Annotated in this window: 18 protein-coding genes; 4 read left to right on the plus strand and 14 right to left on the minus strand. The window is 69.4% G+C overall.

What is annotated here, in order from left to right; genetic code table 11:
• The first annotated feature begins 87 nt into the window (after window positions 1-87).
• Together NQ706_RS05860 and NQ706_RS05865 are read left to right on the plus strand one after the other, a co-directional pair.
• Complete coding sequence (locus NQ706_RS05860) at window positions 88-1,719, plus strand: DNA repair helicase XPB (RefSeq protein ID WP_038566978.1); 1,632 nt, start codon at window positions 88-90, stop codon at window positions 1,717-1,719.
• Between the two features lie 38 nt (window positions 1,720-1,757).
• Window positions 1,758-1,994: a type II toxin-antitoxin system Phd/YefM family antitoxin gene (locus NQ706_RS05865; RefSeq protein ID WP_038570333.1), complete on the plus strand. Its 237-nt coding sequence runs from the start codon at window positions 1,758-1,760 to the stop codon at window positions 1,992-1,994.
• Window positions 1,995-2,083: 89 nt separating this feature from the next.
• Here NQ706_RS05865 and NQ706_RS05870 read toward each other — a convergent pair whose 3' ends face one another.
• Window positions 2,084-2,500 (minus strand): DUF2530 domain-containing protein, encoded by a 417-nt coding sequence (locus tag NQ706_RS05870; RefSeq protein ID WP_235182005.1) that lies wholly within the window; start codon window positions 2,498-2,500, stop codon window positions 2,084-2,086.
• 220 nt (window positions 2,501-2,720) lie between these two features.
• Between NQ706_RS05870 and NQ706_RS05875 the strand changes: the two genes are divergently transcribed.
• Window positions 2,721-4,208, plus strand: a complete 1,488-nt coding sequence (locus NQ706_RS05875; protein WP_038566975.1) for an NCS2 family permease — start codon at window positions 2,721-2,723, stop codon at window positions 4,206-4,208.
• 154 nt (window positions 4,209-4,362) lie between these two features.
• Here the strand turns inward: NQ706_RS05875 and NQ706_RS05880 are convergent, their stop codons facing one another.
• From NQ706_RS05880 to NQ706_RS05890, 3 genes are all read right to left on the minus strand, one after another.
• On the minus strand, window positions 4,363-5,271 hold the full coding sequence (locus NQ706_RS05880) for a DUF3027 domain-containing protein (RefSeq protein WP_051805643.1): 909 nt from the start codon (window positions 5,269-5,271) through the stop codon (window positions 4,363-4,365).
• Between the two features lie 2 nt (window positions 5,272-5,273).
• Window positions 5,274-5,657: a cold-shock protein gene (locus NQ706_RS05885; protein ID WP_006946178.1), complete on the minus strand. Its 384-nt coding sequence runs from the start codon at window positions 5,655-5,657 to the stop codon at window positions 5,274-5,276.
• Window positions 5,658-5,747: 90 nt separating this feature from the next.
• The gene (locus NQ706_RS05890) at window positions 5,748-6,251 is read right to left on the minus strand and encodes a hypothetical protein (RefSeq protein ID WP_038566965.1); all 504 of its coding nucleotides are present in this window, start codon (window positions 6,249-6,251) and stop codon (window positions 5,748-5,750) included.
• A 167-nt stretch (window positions 6,252-6,418) separates the two neighbouring features.
• On the opposite strand from NQ706_RS05890, the gene NQ706_RS05895 reads away from it, so the two are divergent.
• Complete coding sequence (locus tag NQ706_RS05895; protein ID WP_038566963.1) at window positions 6,419-7,663, plus strand: winged helix-turn-helix domain-containing protein; 1,245 nt, start codon at window positions 6,419-6,421, stop codon at window positions 7,661-7,663.
• Between the two features lie 67 nt (window positions 7,664-7,730).
• On the opposite strand, the gene NQ706_RS05900 is transcribed toward NQ706_RS05895, so the two are convergent.
• The 10 genes from NQ706_RS05900 to NQ706_RS05945 all read right to left on the minus strand — a co-directional run bounded on the left by NQ706_RS05900 (window position 7,731) and on the right by NQ706_RS05945 (window position 18,861).
• Window positions 7,731-9,566 carry a DUF2339 domain-containing protein gene (locus NQ706_RS05900; RefSeq protein ID WP_038566961.1) on the minus strand — a complete coding sequence of 612 codons (1,836 nt, stop codon included), beginning with the start codon at window positions 9,564-9,566 and terminating at the stop codon, window positions 7,731-7,733.
• Window positions 9,567-9,683: 117 nt separating this feature from the next.
• Window positions 9,684-10,340, minus strand: a complete 657-nt coding sequence (locus NQ706_RS05905) for a response regulator transcription factor (RefSeq protein ID WP_038570324.1) — start codon at window positions 10,338-10,340, stop codon at window positions 9,684-9,686.
• Between the two features lie 120 nt (window positions 10,341-10,460).
• Window positions 10,461-11,858 carry a MacS family sensor histidine kinase gene (gene macS, locus NQ706_RS05910; protein WP_150112714.1) on the minus strand — a complete coding sequence of 466 codons (1,398 nt, stop codon included), beginning with the start codon at window positions 11,856-11,858 and terminating at the stop codon, window positions 10,461-10,463.
• Entirely contained in the window at window positions 11,855-12,589 is a 735-nt protein-coding gene (locus NQ706_RS05915; protein ID WP_038566959.1) for a LemA family protein, read from the minus strand. Before NQ706_RS05915 ends, macS begins: the two co-directional genes overlap by 4 nt.
• Window positions 12,590-12,719: 130 nt before the next feature.
• Complete coding sequence (locus NQ706_RS05920; RefSeq protein WP_038566957.1) at window positions 12,720-13,409, minus strand: sirohydrochlorin chelatase; 690 nt, start codon at window positions 13,407-13,409, stop codon at window positions 12,720-12,722.
• Entirely contained in the window at window positions 13,406-14,521 is a 1,116-nt protein-coding gene (locus tag NQ706_RS05925) for a uroporphyrinogen-III synthase (protein ID WP_038566955.1), read from the minus strand. The genes NQ706_RS05920 and NQ706_RS05925 overlap by 4 nt, the downstream gene beginning before the upstream one ends.
• Window positions 14,518-15,324, minus strand: a complete 807-nt coding sequence (gene cobA / locus NQ706_RS05930) for a uroporphyrinogen-III C-methyltransferase (RefSeq protein ID WP_235182004.1) — start codon at window positions 15,322-15,324, stop codon at window positions 14,518-14,520. Before cobA ends, NQ706_RS05925 begins: the two co-directional genes overlap by 4 nt.
• A gap of 64 nt (window positions 15,325-15,388) precedes the next feature.
• The gene (locus NQ706_RS05935; RefSeq protein WP_051805639.1) at window positions 15,389-15,796 is read right to left on the minus strand and encodes a nitrite reductase (NAD(P)H) small subunit; all 408 of its coding nucleotides are present in this window, start codon (window positions 15,794-15,796) and stop codon (window positions 15,389-15,391) included.
• The gene (gene nirB, locus NQ706_RS05940) at window positions 15,793-18,423 is read right to left on the minus strand and encodes a nitrite reductase large subunit NirB (protein ID WP_038566951.1); all 2,631 of its coding nucleotides are present in this window, start codon (window positions 18,421-18,423) and stop codon (window positions 15,793-15,795) included. The genes NQ706_RS05935 and nirB overlap by 4 nt, the downstream gene beginning before the upstream one ends.
• Before the next feature lie 171 nt (window positions 18,424-18,594).
• Window positions 18,595-18,861, minus strand: a complete 267-nt coding sequence (locus NQ706_RS05945) for a DUF4031 domain-containing protein (RefSeq protein ID WP_038566949.1) — start codon at window positions 18,859-18,861, stop codon at window positions 18,595-18,597.
• Window positions 18,862-18,891: the final 30 nt, after the last annotated feature.

An 18,891-nucleotide genomic window follows, 5' to 3' on the forward strand; every position in this document is an offset into this window, starting at 1 on the left:
CACCCCGCTCGGAATGCCATCACGCTCCACCCCGTTACCCTGAACGCAGCATCGGTCGATGCCGCAGACCCCACCGAGAGGCAACGCGTGAACAACGGCGCACTCATCGTGCAGAGCGATCGGACGATCCTGCTCGAGGTCGATCACGAGGACGCCGAGGCGGCGCGTCGCGCCATCGCTCCGTTCGCCGAGCTCGAACGCGCCCCCGAGCACGTTCACACGTATCGCGTCACGCCGCTCGGCCTGTGGAACGCCCGCGCTGCCGGCCTCGACGCCGAGACGGTCGTCGACGCCCTCATCACGCACAGCCGTTTCCCCGTGCCGCAACCGCTGCTGCTCGACGTCGCCGAGACGATGGATCGTTACGGCCGTCTCGTCCTCGAGAAGGACGGCGACCAGCTCGTCCTGCACTCCACCGACAAGCCCGTGCTCGAAGAGGTGCTGCGGCACAAGAAGATCAAGCCACTCGTCGGCGAGCGCCTCGACGACTTCACCGTCGCCGTCCACCCAAGTGAGCGTGGCGCGATCAAGCAGGAGCTCATCAAGGTCGGCTGGCCGGCCGAGGACCGTGCGGGTTTCGTCGACGGCGAGGCCCATCCCATCGACCTCGACACCGACGGCTGGCAGCTGCGCCCCTACCAGCGTCAGGCCGTCGACGGGTTCTGGGACGGCGGCAGCGGCGTCGTCGTCCTGCCCTGTGGCGCCGGCAAGACGCTCGTCGGCGCCGGTGCCATGGCGAAGGCCAAGGCGACGACCCTCATCCTCGTGACGAACACCGTCTCGGCCCGTCAGTGGCGCGACGAGCTGCTCAAGCGCACGACGCTGACGGAGGACGAGATCGGCGAGTACTCCGGTGCGCGCAAGGAGATCCGCCCCGTCACGATCGCGACGTACCAGGTGCTCACGCTCAAGCGAAAGGGCGTCTACCCGCACCTCGAACTGCTCGACGCGCGCGACTGGGGCCTCGTCGTCTACGACGAGGTGCACCTGCTCCCGGCGCCCATCTTCCGCATGACGGCCGACCTGCAGGCCCGTCGACGTCTCGGCCTGACGGCGACGCTCGTGCGTGAGGACAACCGCGAGGACGACGTGTTCTCCCTCATCGGCCCCAAGCGCTACGACACACCCTGGAAGGACATCGAGAGCCAGGGTTACATCGCGCCCGCCGATTGCGTCGAGGTGCGCGTCGGGCTCTCCGACTCCGACCGCATGGCCTATGCGACGAGCGAACCCGACGAGCGCTACCGCTTCGCCTCGTGCGCGACGGTCAAGGATCCGGTCGTCGAACGCATCGTCGCCAAGCATGACGGCGAACCGACCCTCGTCATCGGCCAGTATCTCGACCAGCTCGAGACCATCGCGGGACGCCTGAACGCCGACCTCATCACCGGTGAGACGTCGGTTGCGGTGCGGCAGAAGCTGTTCCAGCAGTTCCGTGACGGCGAGATCACCAAGCTCGTCGTGTCGAAGGTCGCGAACTTCTCGATCGACCTGCCGGAGGCGAGTGTCGCCGTCCAGATCTCCGGGACCTTCGGCTCGCGTCAGGAGGAGGCCCAACGCCTCGGTCGCGTCCTGCGCCCGAAGGCCGACGGACGCACCGCGCACTTCTACTCGATCGTCACGCGCGACACCGTCGACGCCGACTTCGCCGCGCACCGCCAGCGCTTCCTCGCCGAGCAGGGCTACGCCTACCGCATCGTCGACGAGAGCGACATCTGAGCCCTTCCCCGCACAGCTTGGTTCAGCAGACCAACCACATGACGACGGTCAACATCCACGAGGCGAAGACTCACCTTTCCCGGCTGCTCGCCAGGGTCGAGGCCGGCGAGTCGATCACCATCGCCAAGGCGGGGCGGCCCATCGTCGACCTCGTCCCGCATGTCGCCGAGCCCGTCAGGTTCGGCACACTCGATGCGTCGTGGACGACGGCGGACGACGCCTTCGGCGATGAGATCGACACGCTCGTCGGGGCGCTGTTCGGCGCCGAGCGATGAGCATCCTGCTCGATACCCACGTCGCGCTGCGGCTACTGCAGGACGACCGCGGTCTCGGCCGAAGTGCGAAAGACGCCATCCGCGAGAGCTCACGCAGCTTCGGCGTTGCCACGTCCGCGACGCACGTAGGCCCAGCCCATGAGTCCGAGGACGGCGCCCGCGACGCACGTCCACGGCCACCAGTCACGCTCGCCCGTGTGCAGGGCGGGCACGAGAAGCGTCACGACGAGCATGACGACCCAGCACGCGACGCCGACGAGGATCACCTTGGGTGTGTCGACGTGCAGCGGCTGCGGCTTCGGAATGACGGTGTCGCCGCCGGTGAACAACTTCTCGTACGGCGATTCCTCGAGTCGCGCCTCGCCCTCGGCGGGGAGCACGACGCCAGCTTCGTAGGACATCGAGTGCTCGGCGCGCTCCCGCATCTCGCGGGCGCGCTCGATCGAGCGGGGCGTCGCACCGTCAGCACGCGGCGCGCGCTTCGGCTGACGCTGGTCTGGGCTCACCGCCACAGCCTAGTTGACGCGCCCCTGACGGGCGGCGAAGCACCGACAGCCGAGCTCGGCGCCGGCGCCTCAGACCCAGGGCGTGCCTCTGCTGAGCGGGGCGAAGGGACGGCAGACGTCACTCACGGGCCCGGTCATGGGCGGGCACCCGACGAGGCGGCGACGACCACCCGCTGAGCACGTTTCCCGGCGCACACGGGCGCCAAATACGATGTGCGCCATGTCGAGCACAGTCACTTCGGCCCCCGCCCCCGGGCCGCCCGCGAACGCCCTGGATCGCTACTTCAAGATCAGCGAACGCGGTTCCACCGTCGGACGGGAGATCCGCGGTGGCCTCGTCACCTTCTTCACGATGGCGTACATCGTCGTCCTCAACCCCATCATCATCGGCACGGTGCCGGACTCGACGGGCCATTACATCGGTGGCGGAACGTCGCCGAACCTCACCCTCGTGGCATCCGTGACGGCCCTCGTCGCTGGTGTGATGACGATCTTCATGGGCGCGATCGCCAAGTTCCCCCTCGCCATCGCGACCGGCCTCGGTCTCAACGCATTCGTCGCCTACTCCGTGGCGAAGCTGCCGGGCATGACCTGGCCTGACGCCATGGGGCTCGTCGTCATCGAGGGCTTCATCATCTTCCTGCTCGTCATCTCCGGTTTTCGCAAGGCACTGTTCGCGGCGATTCCGCACTCGTTGAAGACGGCCATCAGCGTCGGCATCGGGCTGTTCATCTGCCTCGTCGCCCTCCACGACGCGGGTTTCAACTCCGCCGGCGGCGGCTTCCTCCAACTCGGCCCGAGCGGCACGCTGCAGGGCTGGCCGGTGCTCATCTTCATCATCGGCGTGCTCGGCATCGCCGCGATGATGGCCCGCAAGGTGAAAGGCGCCATGCTCGTCGGCATCCTCGGTGCGACGACGCTCGCCGTCATCGCCGAGACGGTCGGCAACATCGGCAGCAAGACGAACGCCAAGGGGGACGTCGTGAACCCGGGAGGGTGGTCCCTCACCGTGCCGCAGGTGCCCGACTCGTTCGTCTCGCAGCCGAACTTCTCGATCATCGGCGACTTCTCGCTATTCGGAGCCTTCGGCAAGATCGGCACCATCTCCACGATCCTCATCATCTTCACGCTCGTGCTCGGCGCCTTCTTCGACCTCATGGGCGCGATGTACGCCGTCGGCGCCGAGGGAGACCTGCTCGACGAGGATGGTGTGCCCGAGCACTCCGAACGCATCATGATCGTCGACTCCGTGGCCGCGATGGCCGGCGGCGCCGGCTCCATCAGCTCCAACACGGCCTTCATCGAATCGGCGTCCGGCGTCGGCGAGGGCGCGCGAACCGGCCTCGCCTCCATCGTCACCGGCGTGTGCTTCCTGCTCACGACGTTCCTGGCCCCGCTCGTCGAGATGGTGCCTTCGGAGGCCGCCGCGCCTGCCCTCGTCATCGTCGGCTACCTCATGATGACGCAGGCGAACGACATCGACTGGAAGGACATGGAGATCGGCCTGCCCGCCTTCCTGACGATGGCGCTCATGCCCTTCACCTACTCGATCGCCGTCGGCATCGGCGCCGGGTTCATCAGCTTCATCCTGATCAAGCTGGTCAAGGGCAAGGCGAAGGACGTGCACCCACTCATGTACGTCGTCGGGTTCTTCTTCCTCGTCTACTTCGGGATCGAACCGGTCAAGCAGATCCTCGGCGTCAGCTGAGGCAGCGATCATGCGGCGAGGGGGGGGGCGCCCCCCCCGGGGGGGGGGGCCCCCCCCGGGGCCCCCCCCGCCGGGGGCGCCGCCGGGCGCGTTGCCGCCGGGCGGGGGCCCCCCCCCGGGGGGGGGGCGCCCCCGCGCCCGCTTGATCGCTGCCTCAGGCCTCGTCGTGCTCGGTGTTCTCGTGCTCGGTGTTCTCGTGCTCGGTGTTCTCGCGCGCACCCTTGCCGCCGCCCGAGACCTCGAGGTCGACGTCAAGTTCGTCGAGCACCGGCGCATCCTGATGGTCGTGCGCCTGCGGAGCTTCCATGTCGGCCTCGGAATGGGCGCCGCACCCGAAGTCGAGGGCGACGACCTTGCCGTCGGCGGGCGACCAGTCGTTGGCGCAGACACCGAACTGCTGACGCAGCACACCCGCCATCGGCAGGAAGTAGCCACACGTCGCGCACGGCGCGGGAGCCTTGCGGGCGACGTCGGACGACGGCCCGTTCTCTCCGTCGTACCAGCGCTGAGCCGCCTCGTCGCGCCCCTCTGCCGAGAGCACGCGCGCGCGGCCGAGGCCGAGCTCGAAGATGGCGACCTGGTCGACGTCCTCGTTGCCGGTTGCCTCGAACCCGCCTTCGAGGCGCGGGTCGTCCTCCTTGTACGGCAGCACGTCGCCGGCGCTCAGGTCCCCCGGGGCGAGCCGGTCAGCCCAGGGCACCCACTCGGGCGCGAGGATCGACGACGCCGTCGGCACGAGATTCGTCTCGCACACGGTGGCGACCTTCGCGCGGGGCGCGCGGGCCACGGAGACGGCCCACTGCCAGTCGGGGTAGCCCTTGGCCAGGCTCGCGAAGTAGTGCGTGCCGAGTCGCTCCGAGTTCATCTCGAAGCGCACGTGCTCACCGACGGTGTCGCGGTAGGCGATCTCGACGACGGCGGCGCGCGCCATGTCGCGTGCGGCGTCAGCGGCGAGTACGGCGTCGTTCTTCACCACCTTGACGCGGCGAGCCTTCGGTGACGACGCGGGCGCCGGCTCGACGGGTTCGCTCGCCGCGGAGGGCACGGAGGGGACGTCAGACATGATCAGACCTCGAGGTCGTCGGCCACGGCGCGCAGCACCGTCGCGATCTTGTTCGAATGGCTGCGGTCGGGGTAACGCCCCTTCTGCAACCCGGAGGACAGGTCGTCGAGCAGACGGATCACGTCTTCGACGATAACGCTCATCTGCTCAGCGGGCTTGCGCTTGCGCTCGGCGATCGACGGCGGCGCGTCGAGCACCTGGACGTGCATCGCCTGCGCGCCCTTGCGCCCGTCGACGACGCTGTACTCGATGCGCATTCCGCCCCGCAGCTGGCTCACCCCGGCAGGCAGCGCACTCGCGGGGACGAAGACGTCGACGCCGTCGTCCCCGGAGACGAAGCCGAAGCCCTTCTCGGCGCTGTAGAACTTGACCTTGCCGACCGGCACGTCGCACCTCTTTGCTCATGAGGCCGGCGGGCGACCTCGGGTGGGGTGGCTCGCGCGTGCGGCACCCCGTCGAACAGTAACTTTTCGAGTTTACCGGCGCGTGTGCGGCGCCTCCGAATCGTCGGCCTCGACGCGTTCCACGCTCGGCTCGGCGACCTCGATGCCGGCGTCATCCGAGCCGCCGCCGCGCTCGTGTGCACCGTCCCTGCTGCCGGCGTTGTCCTCGCGCAGTTGCTGCTGCATCTGCCGCAGCATGTCGGCGCGGGCCGAGCGCGACGCCGCATCGCCCGCCGACGCACGGCGGGCGGCCGGCGGCTGCGTGACGGCGCGCGAGCGCCACCAGAAGAACACCCCGCCGAGCAGCATCGCGAACCCGGCGAGCAGGGCGACGAGACAGACCAGCGCCCACACCACCATGGCGGCATGGAGCAGCGCGCCGACATGCCCCCGGTCGGCGAGCTTGACGGCCACAGTCACCCATGCGCCGATGAGCAGTGGCGAGGCCACCCACAGCAGCGCAGCGCCGACGATCGCGAGCCGTTTGCCGCGCGCCAGCAGCGCGGTCGAGAAACTCTCCTCGTGCACGTCGTCCATGGCGCGAACGCTACCGCGCGCCGGCGACAACCCCGTCATTCCAGGCCTTCGGCGCCGCCCGTCAGGTGCCGAGTGCTGCCCGGACGCCGGCGCGTCGCCACGCCGTCACGGGGCCGGAAAACCCCGAGCCGACAGGGTTGTCGGGGCCGCCCACTACTGTCGGCGACATGACGAACCGCAGTCCGCGACGCCTCAGCACCGCGCAGGCACGCCGCATCGCGTTGGCCGCCCAGGGGTTCGCGAAGGCACGCCCCGAGAGCGTCACGACACGCCACCTGACGGCGACCGCCGCGCGCCTGCAGGTCGTGCAGATCGACAGCGTCAACGTCCTCACGCGCAGCCACTACCTCCCCTTCTTCAGCCGCCTCGGCCCGTATGCGCAGCGCGACCTGGACGCGCTTCGGGACCGCGCGCCACGTCGTCTCGTCGAGTATTGGGCGCACGAGGCCAGTCTCGTGACGCCGCAGGTGTGGCCGCTGCTGCGTCACCGCATGGCGCGCGCCCATGAGGACGCCTGGGGTGGCATGCGTCGCGTCGCAGCCGAGCACCCCGACCTCGTCGAACGCGTCCACGCCCACGTCACGACGCACCCGCCCGCCACAGCCCGCGAGATCGAGGTCGCGCTCGAACACGACGAGCAGCTGAACAACGACCACTGGGGTTGGAACTGGTCGCTCGTCAAGGCAGCTCTGGAGCACCTGTTCTGGGCCGGCCGCATCACCTCGGCCGGACGAACGCCGCAGTTCGAACGTCGCTACGCGAGCCTCGAGCGCGTCCTGCCGAACCAGATCGCCGACGCCGCGCTGGCCGAGGAGTTCTTCTCACCGACCTCCCTGATCGACGCCCCTGCGGGCAGCGACGTCGCCTACTTCGACGACGTCGTCGAACTCGTGCGGCGCAGCGCGATGGCGCACGGGGTCGGCACCGAGCTGTGTCTAAGGGATTACTTCCGGCTCAAGGGCGCGCAGGTGCGCCCGGCGATCGAGCACCTGGTGTCGGCGGGCGAACTCGAACCCGTCGACGTCGAATGCTTCGACAAACCCGCATGGCGCCACGTCGATGCAAAGAACCCTCGCCGCATCGAGACGGCCGCGCTGTTGTCGCCGTTCGACTCACTCATCTGGCAGCGCGAACGCACCGAGGCACTGTGGAACTTCCGCTACCGCCTCGAGATCTACACCCCCGCCGCGAAGCGTCAGTATGGCTACTACGTCCTGCCGTTCCTGTTCGGCGAGCGCCTCGTCGCGCGCGTCGACCTGAAGGCCGACCGCGCCGCCGGGGTGTTGCGCGCTCACGCGATCCACTGGGAGCCGGGCGCCCCCGCCGCACACCCAGGCGCCGCGGACGCCTTGAGCGACGAGCTCACGACGATGGCGACATGGCTGGGTCTCGAGGGGTGGCGCGCCGCATGAACGACGCACGCGCACCAGTGACGGGCGGGGTCCGCCCCACCCGTCACCGGTGCGCGTTTGGCTCATGTCAGACGTGACGCTCCTGATGCGGCTCCGACGATGCCTTCGGCTGCTTCGCCTCCTTCGAGGCCAGCGCGTAGGTGCGGGCGTACGTGGTGCCGGCCGCGAGCAGGACGAGGCCTGCGACGACGCACGTCATGGCCCGCGTCATCGCGCCCAAGTAGGCGAGATCGAACATGAGCAACTTGAGAAGGGCACAGCCGAGCAGCGCGAGACCCCACGCCATCGAGGCCGACAGGTGGCGCGGCCGCGTCAGGCCGGCGACGAGCACGAGAGCGGCGAGCGCCATCGCGCCGACGGTGATGACGAGGTGCACGAGGAAGAAGCCCGACGGCGTGCGACCCAGGCAGGTGATCAGCGACATTGCGAAGCCCAGCAGACCGATGAAGCCGGCACCGACGAGCGTCATCTGGACGTGCGGCGCGGGCATCGCCCGGCCCCGGACCGACCAGGTCGCGACGGCGGCCACCGTGAGCATGAGCAGCCCGCTCACCGCGACGGATGCCGGCAGTTCAGCGGCACGCCCCCGGTAGAACAGGTCGATCGTGGGAGAGGCCACCTGCTGCGCGACGGCGGCGAGACCCAGCGCTCCGAGGGCCAACTGACCGTCGATGCGCTGACGCGTCATGCCCTGCGCGGCGAACAGCACGAGCGCAGCGGCGAGGAACGGCAGGGCGAGCCACGGCCCGGTCGTCATGGCGAAGGCCAACGTCAGCGCGTTGATGACGGTGACGACGAGCGCGCCCAGGCGCAGCTCGCGCCCCGCGTGCCGCAGGGCCCACCACGTCAGTGCCGCGACGAGCGTCGCCCCGAGGGCCAACAGCGTCCACGTCGAACGGTCGGCACGGATCATGAAGACCCACATCGGCAGCCAGGCGCTGACGTAGGCGGCCGCACCCCAGCGCGCGTCGGGACGAACCGTCGCGGTGAGCAGCGTCGTCGTCACCGCGGTGAGGGCGATGAGGCCGATCATGACGGGCACCTGGACGCTGTGGTCGAGGTCGATCCAGAACGTCGCGGCGAGCACGACGGGGACGGTCCGCGCGAGGCCGAGCTCGTCCCAGCGACGCGTCAGCTCGGGTGCGACGCCGACGAGCTGGATGACGAACAGGAACGCGACGAGCGCGAGGCCGGGGCCCTGCGTCAAGAAGGGCGCGAACACGCAGACCGCGACCATGATCGCGATGGCGAGCCATTTCTCGTCCCAGCGCATCGCGAGCAGGAACGCGGCTGCCGCGACGACGAACGCCATCGCGAGGCCGACACTCAACGGCACCCACGCGTAGAGGCGGGTGACGGCGATGACGTCGAAGTAAGCCGCGGACGCTGCCGTCGCGAGCAGCGCGATGGAGCCGATCTGGCCACCCGGTCGACGGCGTACCCACGCGGCGGCCGCGGCGAGAGCCGCCGAACCCGCGGCGCCACCGACGACGCGGACCGGCGGCGTCAGGATGCCTTCACGCGCCGCCATGACGAGCAGGAGCACGACCCCGACGAGCGTGACGACGACGCCCGCGGCCGCCAGCAGCATCGCGACGATCTGCTGGTTGTCGAACCGTCGAGGCTTCAGTTCGGGAGGTGGCGGCGGGATGAACGCGAGCGAACCGGGAAATGCGGGTGCCGGTCCTGCACCAGGGCGCCCGTCATGGGGAGCCTGACCGGGAGCGGCACCGCTGTACTGGCCTTGCCGATGACCACTGTTCGGCGTCGCCCCCATGAACGGTGGCGGCGGCGTCGAGTGGCCGTCAGGAGCGTCGAAGGCAGGGCGTCCGGGGTACGACGGACCGTAGGGCGGCACCGGGCGGGACGGGTCGAAGGAGTTCGAGGGCTGGTTCTCATTCATGCCTTCGAGCCTCGTCGGCCGTCGGCTTCGGCGCCTGAGCAGGACTACTCAGACGACGTGAGTAATGGACGCGAGTGAGTGCTCAGGGCGCCCCTGCCCACGCAGGTGCGGCGAACGTCAGTCGAGGCCGTTCTCGAGAGCGAACCGCGTCAGTTCGACGCGGTTGGCAAGGTGCAGCTTGCGCAGCGTCGCGGCGACGTGGTTGTCGACGGTGCGGCTGCTGAGGCCGAGCCGCGAGGCGATCTGCTTCGACGCGAGCCCCTTCGCAACCATGCGCAGTACCTCGCTCTCGCGGGGCGTCAGGGCGCTCGCCGGGTCGTCCGTGGTGTCGACGCGGCCACGCAGGTGCGCGAGCACCAGCCCGGCGAGTTCGGGGGTGAACACCGCGTCTCCGCGCAGCGTCGCCTCGACCGCGTCGACGAGTTCGGCGGCGCTGGCACTCTTGAGCAGGTAGCCCGACGCGCCAACCTTGACGGCGTCGAGCACGTCGCTGCGCGCCGACGACGCCGACAGCACGAGCACCTTGACCTCGGCGAGCGTCAGCATGATGGCGGACGTCGCGTCGGCACCGTTGCCGTCGGGCAGATTCATGTCCATGAGGACCAGGTCGGGGCGCGTCGCGCGAGCGCGATCGACGGCCTCGCGCACGGACCCGGCGGTGGCGACGACGTCGTAGCCGCGCGCGACGAGGTCGCGTTCGACGGCGTCACGCCACATCGGATGATCGTCGACGATCATGACGCGGGCCTGGGGCTCACGGGACGAGTCATTCATGACGACATTGTCGCGGACGCCAAGATCGCGGGCCACCGTGGCGCTGCGGCGCTCCACTGCTGCGGCGGATGAGAACGCCCGTCGCGCGACACGATCATGATCGAGGCCGCTTGCCGCGCCTCAGCGCGGCACCGTGAACTCCCACTCGACGCCCTCGCCCGGAACGGTGGTGAGATGCGCGCGTCCGCCGATCGCCTCGATGCGTCCGACGATCGATCCGCTGACGCCCAGTCGCCCTTCGGCGCGTGCCTGCGCCGGCCGTTCCGGCGACATGCCCACGCCGTCGTCACGGACGGTGACGACGACCTCATCGCCGAGATCCTCGAGCAGGACGTACGAGGTCGCGGGTGCGCCACCACGCCCGGCGTGCAAATCGGTGTTCGTCAGGGCTTGCCGCACCGCCGCGGTGATCTCGGCGACGACGTCGGGGCGCAGCGTCAACGCCTCGGCTCCGGCGCTGACGTGGCACCGACGGCTCTCGAGGGCGAGCAGCGCCTGGCGCAGATCCGTCGGGTCAGGCGCGTCAGACCGGCGGGCAGCACCCCGCGCCGGCGCGTCCACCGACGACGCCTCTATGCCGGCGTCGAGAGCTCCCCCACCCCGCGCCACCCCGTTCTGACCCGCATCACGCAGGCTGGAGGCGACTCCCCCGGCGAGACCATTAAGACGCACTGCCCCCGCGTTGCCCGCCCACGTGCCGTCGCGGCGCGCGCTGTCGTCGCCGTCCGCGATGAGGTGGCGTAGAGCCTGCTCCTGCTCGGCGGCGAGCTGCCCGACACGCGCGAACTCACCACCCGCGCGCTCCCCTTCGCGCGCGGTCAAGGCGAGCACCTGCAGCACTCCGTCGTGCACCTGCCGGGCGAGCCGTTCGCGCTCCGCGGCCCGGGCGCGCAGCTCGAGCGCCCTCGTCAACTGCTCGTGGGCGCGCTGCACACCGTGGCTCGCCACCCCCGCGGCGATGCCCGCACTGACGAGAATGGGCAGCGTCGGTGAACGTTCGAGCCACGACAGATCTCCGCCGACGTGCAGGCACGCGAGCCCCAGGACGACGGCGCTCGCGAAACCTGCGCCGACACCCCACATCATCCCGGCGGTGAGCACGGCGTTCGTCACCCACATCGTCGTCGGCAGGCTCTGGTTGTGATCCCACCAGCTCTCGGGTGCGACGATCCACGTCGAGTAGACGAGCGCGAGCGTGACGACCTGGTCGAGCCCGACGAGCACAGGTCGCCAGGTGCGGCGCGCGAACATCGCGTACGCCGCGATGCCGGACCAGATGCACTGCACCGCGATGAGGGCGCTTGCCAGGTGGGGGCGCGAGTAGTGCGAGATCGCCATCGAATGGATGAAGAGGCTGTACGCGAGCGTCAGGAAGCGAAACGCGCCCGAGGTTGCCCAGAGCGAACCCATCGCGTCGTCGGGCAGGCCCACGCCCCAGCCCGTCCATCGGGACGCGACGGACGACGCCCCGAACCGCACAGGCGATTCGGGGCGTCGACGCAGGTGGGCTCGGCTCACTTGCGCTGCTCGGGGTACGACACCCCGTAACCCTCCTGGCCGGGCACCTGGTACTCGCCACTCGCGGTGTTCTGCGTCGGGTACGGCATCTGCGACGGCGGCAGCTGCGGCTGCTCGTTGTACGGACGCTGCTGGCTCTGCGGCGCGTCGAACTGCACGTTCGGCGCCTGGTCGTTCGTCATGTTGACGCGCGGGGCACCCTTCGTCGCCTCGTCGGCCTCGTAGTACTCGGCCTTCGTCACGCCCGCGGGGCCGGCCATGAACTTCGTCGGGATCGAGTCGACCTTCGAGTTGAGCGAGCTGACGCACGCGTTGTAGTAGCGGCGCGCGTTGGAGATGCGGTCCTCGGTCGAGCTGAGCTCGCCCATGAGCTGCTGGTAGTTCTGGTTCGACTTGAGGTCGGGGTAGGCCTCGGAGACGGAGATGAGGCGACCCAGCGCCTGGCTCAGCTCACCCTCGGCCTCGGCGACCTGCGCCGGCGAACCGTTCGTGTTGACGGCCGCACCACGCGCGCGGATGACGGCGTCGAGCGTGCCCGCCTCGTGCTTCGCGTACGCCTTGACCGTCTCGACGAGGTTCGGGATGAGGTCGTGACGACGCGTCAGCTCGACGTCGATCTGGTGCCAGGCCTCTTGCACCGTGTTGCGCTGCTTGACGAGGCCGTTGTACATCATGACGGCTGCGACGACGAGCGCGACGATGATGACGAGAAGGATGATGACGAACGTCATGAGTGGCTCCTACTTCGAGGGGTCATGTCTGCTTCGACCCTAGCCGACGGCAGCGACCACCGTCAGCGCTCGATGCGTGTCACGGCACGATTCGCCCCCCGCAGGGCCGGCTGCGCCTGGGGACTGGAGGTCACTCCTCGTCGAAGCGGGTGAGGATCTGCGCGACGATCTGGGGGCATGCGCCCAGCGGCGCGGTGACGATGTCGGCGCCCGACCGCGTCAGCTGGTCATGGAAGTGCCCCTCGCCGAGCAACAGCGCGGCGACGGCCACTCGGGCTCGAGGATGGTCGCGGTTGGCGCTCACGGCGTCGGGCACGGACGGGGTGGCCGCCGAGCCGAAGGCCACGTCCACCGAGGTGCCCCAGACGTCGGCGAGCAGACGCGCCTGGGCGCGTGCGTCGGCGGTGGCCTCGACACGGCTGGACCCGGCGGCGGACATGACGATCGCGTCACCGGGGCTCGCGCCCGCCTCGCGCAGGCGCTGCGCGAGCAGGTCGGCGATGAGCCGCGACGGGCCCAGCGCTCCGGTGGAGCGCGCATTGTCGTGTGGAGCAACGGCTTTCGCGACGTCGACACGCACGTGGTAGCCGCCGCAGAACAGCAACGGCACCGCGACGACCTCGTCGTACTCGGGCGCAAGGCGCGCGACGACGTCGGCGACCTTCGGCTCCTGGACGTCGACGTAGGCGTCCGCCACAGCGAGCTCCGGGCGGGCGGCGCGGACGGCGTCGACGAGGTCGTGGACGACCTGCCGCCCCTGCGGGCTCGCCGTTCCGTGGGCGACGAGGACGAGAGCGGTGCCGGCAGGTTCGCCCGTCATCGCACAATCTCAAGGCGATAACCGCGTTTGATGACGGTGGCGACGGCATCACGACTACCGAGCGCGTCGCGCAGACGCCCGACAGCGACCTCGACCGAGTGCTCGCCCGCAGCACCCGGTAGCACGGCGAGCAGCTCGTCGCGGGCCACGACGGCTCCGTCCGCGTCCGCGAGGCGTCGCAAGACAGCGAGTGCTGCAGGAGTCAGGGCCAACGGTTCGTCATCGACGAGCGCGCCGTCCCGCGTAAGGATGATGCGGCCCGCCGGCGTCGCGATGGGCGGCTCGCGCCGTTCCTCGAGGGCCGTCGCGATGACACGCACGAGTGCGCCCATCCGGAACCGCTCCGGAACGAGCGGTTCGACGCCGTGGGCGCGTAGGGGGGCCGCCGTCGTGTCGCCGACGCACGCGGCGAGAACGCAGCGCTCGCGCAGCGAGCCGAGCACCGCATCGAGTACGCCGACGCGGGCGGCGGCATCGAGGAAGGCCTGGGTGCCCGGTGCTGCGGTGAAGGCGACGCAGTCGACCTCGCCCAGGGCGACCAGGTCGACGGCGGCTTCTACCGCAACCGGATCGGGGGCCGGCCCCCAGCGGTAGACGATGAGCGAGACGACCTGCGCACCGCCCGCACGCAGGGCGTCGTCGATGCCATCGGAGCCTGCCCCGTGGTGCTGCACTGCGACGCGCAGCCCCGCGACCCCCTCCTCGGCGAGAAGGTCCTTTATCTCTCGCGCAGTCTCCGAAGTGGCCGTCCACGCGACGTCGAGCCCCTCACGCTGGACAGCCCCCTGCGCCTTCGGGCCGCGCGCGATGATGCGTGCACCGGTCAGCGCCTCGAGTAGGCGCGCGTGCAACCCGGCGGCGTCGGCCGCTTCCAACCAACCGCGGAAGCCCACGCCCGTCGTCACGATGACAACGTCCGGCGGCCCGTCGAGGAGTTCCCTGGTGCGTGACAGCAGTTCGAGGTCGTCGACGTGAGGGATGTGCGACAGGGTCGGCGCGTGCACGACCTCGACGCCCCGACGTTCAAGGGCCGCAGCGAACTCCTCACCACGCCGCTGCGCCGTGAGGACGACGCGGCACCCAGTGAGGTCTGTGCTTCGCGACACGCTCATGCGGGCACGTCCAGGTCTCTTTGCCCTGAGGCATTCCCCTGCGCGGAGTCAGCATCGCGCGCTACCTGCACGATCTCGGCGTCGTGCAGCACGTCGACGACATCGCCGATGATGATGACGCTCGGGTTGCCCACCTCCTCGACCGCGCACTGGGCGGCGATCGTCGCGAGGGTGCCCTTGATGACCCGCTGCTGCGGTGTCCACGCACGATAGACGACGCCAGCGGGCGTCGCCGCGTCCTTGCCGTGGCCGACGAGGCCGGCGGCGAGGGTGGGCAGGCGGCTCATGCCCATGAGCACGACGATCGTGTGGGGCCAGACGGCGAGCGAGTCGAGCGCCAGGTCGTCATGCCCGGACAGCACGAGCATGCCTGCGGAGACGCCGCGGTGCGTCACCGGAATGCCACCGGCGAGCGGAGCCGACAACGCGCTCGTCACGCCGGGGACGACGTCGACCTCCACGCCGTGCGCGCGACAGTGCAGCAGCTCCTCGCCGCCACGACCGAGCAGATACGGGTCGCCGCCCTTGAGGCGCACCACGCGGCGCCCGGCGCGCGCCTCACGTACGAGGATCTTGTTGATCTCGACCTGCGGCACCGGATGGTGATGCGGAGTCTTGCCCACGTCGATGATCTCCGCGTCGAGGCCGAGCTGATCGAGCTCGTCACGAGGGCCGAGACGATCAGCAACGATGACATCGGCGGCCCTCAGCTCTCGCAGGGCCCGGATCGTCAGGAGGTCGAGGGCACCCGGGCCCCCACCGACGAGGACAACGCGGCCGCAGGCGTCATCGCTGCTCGTCATCGTAGCCATCTCCTTCGTCCCCTCCGGTCGTCGAGCGACGCTCAGGTGTCTCAGGTCTCGCACTCTAGGCCGACGCACGGGCGGGAATCCTGTTGTTCCGCAGAACGATCATCCCGTCAGCCTCGACGACGTCCCACACCCCTAGGTTGGCCCCGTCGCCCACCGTGCTCGCACCCGTGGCGAGATCGAACGCCTGCTTGTACATGGGCGATTGGATGACGTCGTGCACCTGCCCCTCGACCGTCACGGTACCGATAAGGCCGCGCGCCATGACGTTGGCGCCCGAGTACGGGTCGTGGTGGCCCACGGCGTGCAGTTCTCCCGTCGCAGTCCGGACCAGGGCGATCTGCACACCGTCGGGGGCACGCACGGCCACCGCACGCTCGACCGGCACCTGATCGCTGCGACACACCGTCGCGGCGTCGTCGCCGATGCTGAGGTCTGTAGTCATGTCGGTCTGCGTGAGCGTCATGCGCGCACCTCCAGGGTGGTGCCGGCGATCATCACCGGGCGGCGGTTGGAGTCGACGAGCTCAAGTTCGCCTGCCTCACCGAGGCGGCGTTCCTGCGTCGTCGCGGGGCGGATCTGTTCACGTTCGACGACGTAGAGCAGGTCGGGGTCGACGTCGGTCGCATCGTTCACGAAACCCGTGAACTGGGCCAGCTTCGCCGGGTCTTCGAGCACGTCGCGCCACTCGTCGCTGTAGGTCGCGACATGGTTCGACATCATCGCGTCGAGGTCGTCGCAGATGCCGAGTTCGTCATCGAACACGACAGCGCGCAGGTGATCGATGCCTCCGTCGAGCTCTTCCAGCCACGGCGCCGTGCGCTGCAGCCGTTCGGCGGTCGAGATGTAGAACATGAAGAACCGGTCAATCGCCCGAACGAGTTCGTCGTCGCTGAGATCCTGCCCCAGCAGTTGGGCGTGACGCGGCGTCGCGCCACCGTTGCCGCCGACGTACAGGTTCCAACCGTTCTCGGTCGCGATGACGCCGGCGTCCTTGCCCCGCGCCTCGGCGCACTCCCGTGCGCAGCCGCTGACGCCGAGCTTGAGCTTGTGCGGGCTGCGTAGCCCGCGGTAGCGCAGTTCGAGGTCGATCGCCATGCGCACGCTGTCCTGCACGCCGTAGCGGCACCAGCTCTGGCCGACGCACGACTTCACCGTGCGCAGGCTCTTGCCATACGCATGACCGGATTCGAACCCGGCGTCTACGAGGCGCTTCCAGATCGCCGGCAGTTGATCGATGCGCGCGCCAAACATGTCGATGCGCTGACCGCCGGTGATCTTGGTGTACATCCCGAAATCCTTCGCGACCTGCCCGATGACGAGGAGGCCGTCTGGCGAGATCTCGCCCCCGGGGATACGCGGCACCACCGAGTATGTGCCGTCCTTCTGAAGGTTCGCGAGCAGGTGGTCGTTGCTGTCCTGCAGTGTGCCCTGTTCACCGTCGAGGATGTGGCCGCCGCCGAGACTCGCGAGGATGTTCGCGATGGTCGGCTTGCAGATGTCGCAGCCGCGCCCCGTGCCGAAGCGTTCGATGACGGCGCTGAACGTCGTCAAACCACTCACCTTCACCGCGTTGAACAGCTGGCTGCGGGACATCGGCATGTGTTCGCACAAAGCCGTGTCAATCGTGATGCCGGCGCGTTCCTGCTGTGTCTCGAATATCTTCTTGACCGTGGGTAGGCATGAGCCGCAGGACGTTCCGGCCTTCGTGCACGCTTTGACATCGGCGAGCGTCGCCTTCGGGTCGTCGTCGAGCACGCTGCGGATCGTGCCGGCGCAGACGTTGTTGCACGAACACACCGGGGCGTCGTCAGGCAGTTCGAGGGTCGCCAGCGGGCTGCTTGCACCGTCGATGGTCGGCACGATGTACGCGCTCGGGTCGCCGCCCAGATCCCGTCCCAGCATCGGGCGCAGGCTCGCGTAGCTACTCGCGTCACCGACGAGGATGCCGCCGAGCAGCGTCTTCGCGTCGTCGCTGACGACGAGCTTCTTGTACGTGCCCGTCACGGGATCGGAGTAGACGACCTCCAGCGCACCGGGCGTCGTCGCGAACGCGTCACCGAAGCTCGCGACGTCGACGCCGAGCAGCTTTAGCTTCGTCGACGTGTCGGCGCCGGGGAAGCTCGACAACCCGCCCAGCAGCCGATCGGCAGCGATCTCCGCCATCGTGTAACCGGGCGCAACGAGCCCCCACACGCGCCCCTCGATGCACGCGACCTCACCGATGGCACTGATCGCCGAATCACTTGTCGTACAGGCGGAATCGACGACCACACCCCCGCGCTCGCCGACCACGAGGCCGGCTGCGCGGGCCAGTTCGTCACGGGGGCGGACACCCGTCGCGAAGACGACGACATCGACGTCGACGTTTTCACCGTCGGCGAACTCCATGCCGGTGACCTGCTTCGTGCAGCCGCTCCCCAGGACGCGCTGGGTCGCCGTACCGGTTCGTACGCTCACCCCGAGGCTCTCGATGAGGCGTCGCAGCTCCTGCCCGCCACCTTCGTCGACCTGCAACGGCATGAGCCGCGGAGCAAACTCGACAACCGTCGGCTCGGCGCCGAGCGCCTGCAGCGCGCCCGCGGCCTCCAGACCGAGCAGACCACCGCCGATGACGGCGCCCCGCACTGTGCGTCCAGGCCGGTCACGACGCAGCTGCTCTACGTAGCCGCGCAGGTCGGCGACGTCGTCGAGCGTGCGATAGACGAAGCAACCGCGAAGGTCGCTTCCCTCGACCGGCGGCACGGCCGCGTAGCTGCCTGTTGCGAGGACGAGATGGTCGTAGCCGTAAGTCGCGCCGCACCTCGTCGTCACAGTCATTGCCGTGCGATCGATGCTCGCAACCGCTGTGTTCTTCTTGAGCGTGACGAGCGGATCAGCCCACAGCTCGTCGGCGCCTAGGTTGAGTTCCTGCGGGTCGCGGCCAGTGAAGTAGCTCGTCAACGCCACACGGTCATATGGAGGACGGGGCTCCTCAGCGAGCACGGTGATCTCGTGACGGCCGTCCGAGTCGCGGTCACGCATAGCCTCGACGAACCGGTGCGCCACCATGCCACCACCGACGACGACGATCTGTTGCGGGTACCTGGCCATCTGATCCTCCTAGCGTCCCGGCAGTGCGCCGGGGCGGTTGTGAGCTTCGATGACCCGACGGTAGGGGTCCCGTGTTTCGCGTGCGCCTGGGAAATGTTTCGGAAGTGAAACAAAACCCTCACCACAGCGGGGTGAGCGACGGGAGGTTCGGCCCGGGTGTTTGCGACCCGCTCAGCGACGGTCGACGGCGCGCACACGTAGCCCGCTGGCGATGAGACGGCGGATGAGTTCGGTCTCGCGCACGGGTTCCGCGCCGGCGGCGACGAGCGCGTCGTAGAGGCGCTCGGGCACGTCGTAGTGGTCGAGGTCGAAGGCGGCTCGCGGGACGCCGTTCGCGGACGCGAACGCGTGCAGCTCGTCGAGCGAGACGTCAGAGACGAGATGCGCAAACACGGTGCCCCACGCGGGCCAGCGCGGCGGATCGATGAGAACGGCCATCCCACCATCCTGTGCCCACCGCGTGTTGCG

It is taken from the genome of Dermacoccus sp. BD5, assembly GCF_044878485.1.
Lineage (GTDB): Bacteria > Actinomycetota > Actinomycetes > Actinomycetales > Dermatophilaceae > Dermacoccus > Dermacoccus nishinomiyaensis.

Bases quoted from the DNA above. Each gene is read 5' to 3' on its own strand.
- NQ706_RS05895 (WP_038566963.1), top strand. From the start codon at position 6,419: ATGACGAACCGCAGTCCGCGACGCCTCAGCACCGCGCAGGCACGCCGC.
- NQ706_RS05890 (WP_038566965.1), bottom strand. From the start codon at position 6,251: ATGGACGACGTGCACGAGGAGAGTTTCTCGACCGCGCTGCTGGCGCGC.
- NQ706_RS05925 (WP_038566955.1), bottom strand. From the start codon at position 14,521: ATGAGCGTGTCGCGAAGCACAGACCTCACTGGGTGCCGCGTCGTCCTC.
- NQ706_RS05915 (WP_038566959.1), bottom strand. From the start codon at position 12,589: ATGACGTTCGTCATCATCCTTCTCGTCATCATCGTCGCGCTCGTCGTC.
- NQ706_RS05865 (WP_038570333.1), top strand. From the start codon at position 1,758: ATGACGACGGTCAACATCCACGAGGCGAAGACTCACCTTTCCCGGCTG.
- NQ706_RS05905 (WP_038570324.1), bottom strand. From the start codon at position 10,340: ATGAATGACTCGTCCCGTGAGCCCCAGGCCCGCGTCATGATCGTCGAC.
- cobA (WP_235182004.1), bottom strand. From the start codon at position 15,324: ATGACGAGCAGCGATGACGCCTGCGGCCGCGTTGTCCTCGTCGGTGGG.
- NQ706_RS05920 (WP_038566957.1), bottom strand. From the start codon at position 13,409: ATGACGGGCGAACCTGCCGGCACCGCTCTCGTCCTCGTCGCCCACGGA.
- NQ706_RS05935 (WP_051805639.1), bottom strand. From the start codon at position 15,796: ATGACGCTCACGCAGACCGACATGACTACAGACCTCAGCATCGGCGAC.
- NQ706_RS05880 (WP_051805643.1), bottom strand. From the start codon at position 5,271: ATGTCTGACGTCCCCTCCGTGCCCTCCGCGGCGAGCGAACCCGTCGAG.
- NQ706_RS05900 (WP_038566961.1), bottom strand. From the start codon at position 9,566: ATGAATGAGAACCAGCCCTCGAACTCCTTCGACCCGTCCCGCCCGGTG.
- NQ706_RS05875 (WP_038566975.1), top strand. From the start codon at position 2,721: ATGTCGAGCACAGTCACTTCGGCCCCCGCCCCCGGGCCGCCCGCGAAC.
- NQ706_RS05945 (WP_038566949.1), bottom strand. From the start codon at position 18,861: ATGGCCGTTCTCATCGATCCGCCGCGCTGGCCCGCGTGGGGCACCGTG.
- nirB (WP_038566951.1), bottom strand. From the start codon at position 18,423: ATGGCCAGGTACCCGCAACAGATCGTCGTCGTCGGTGGTGGCATGGTG.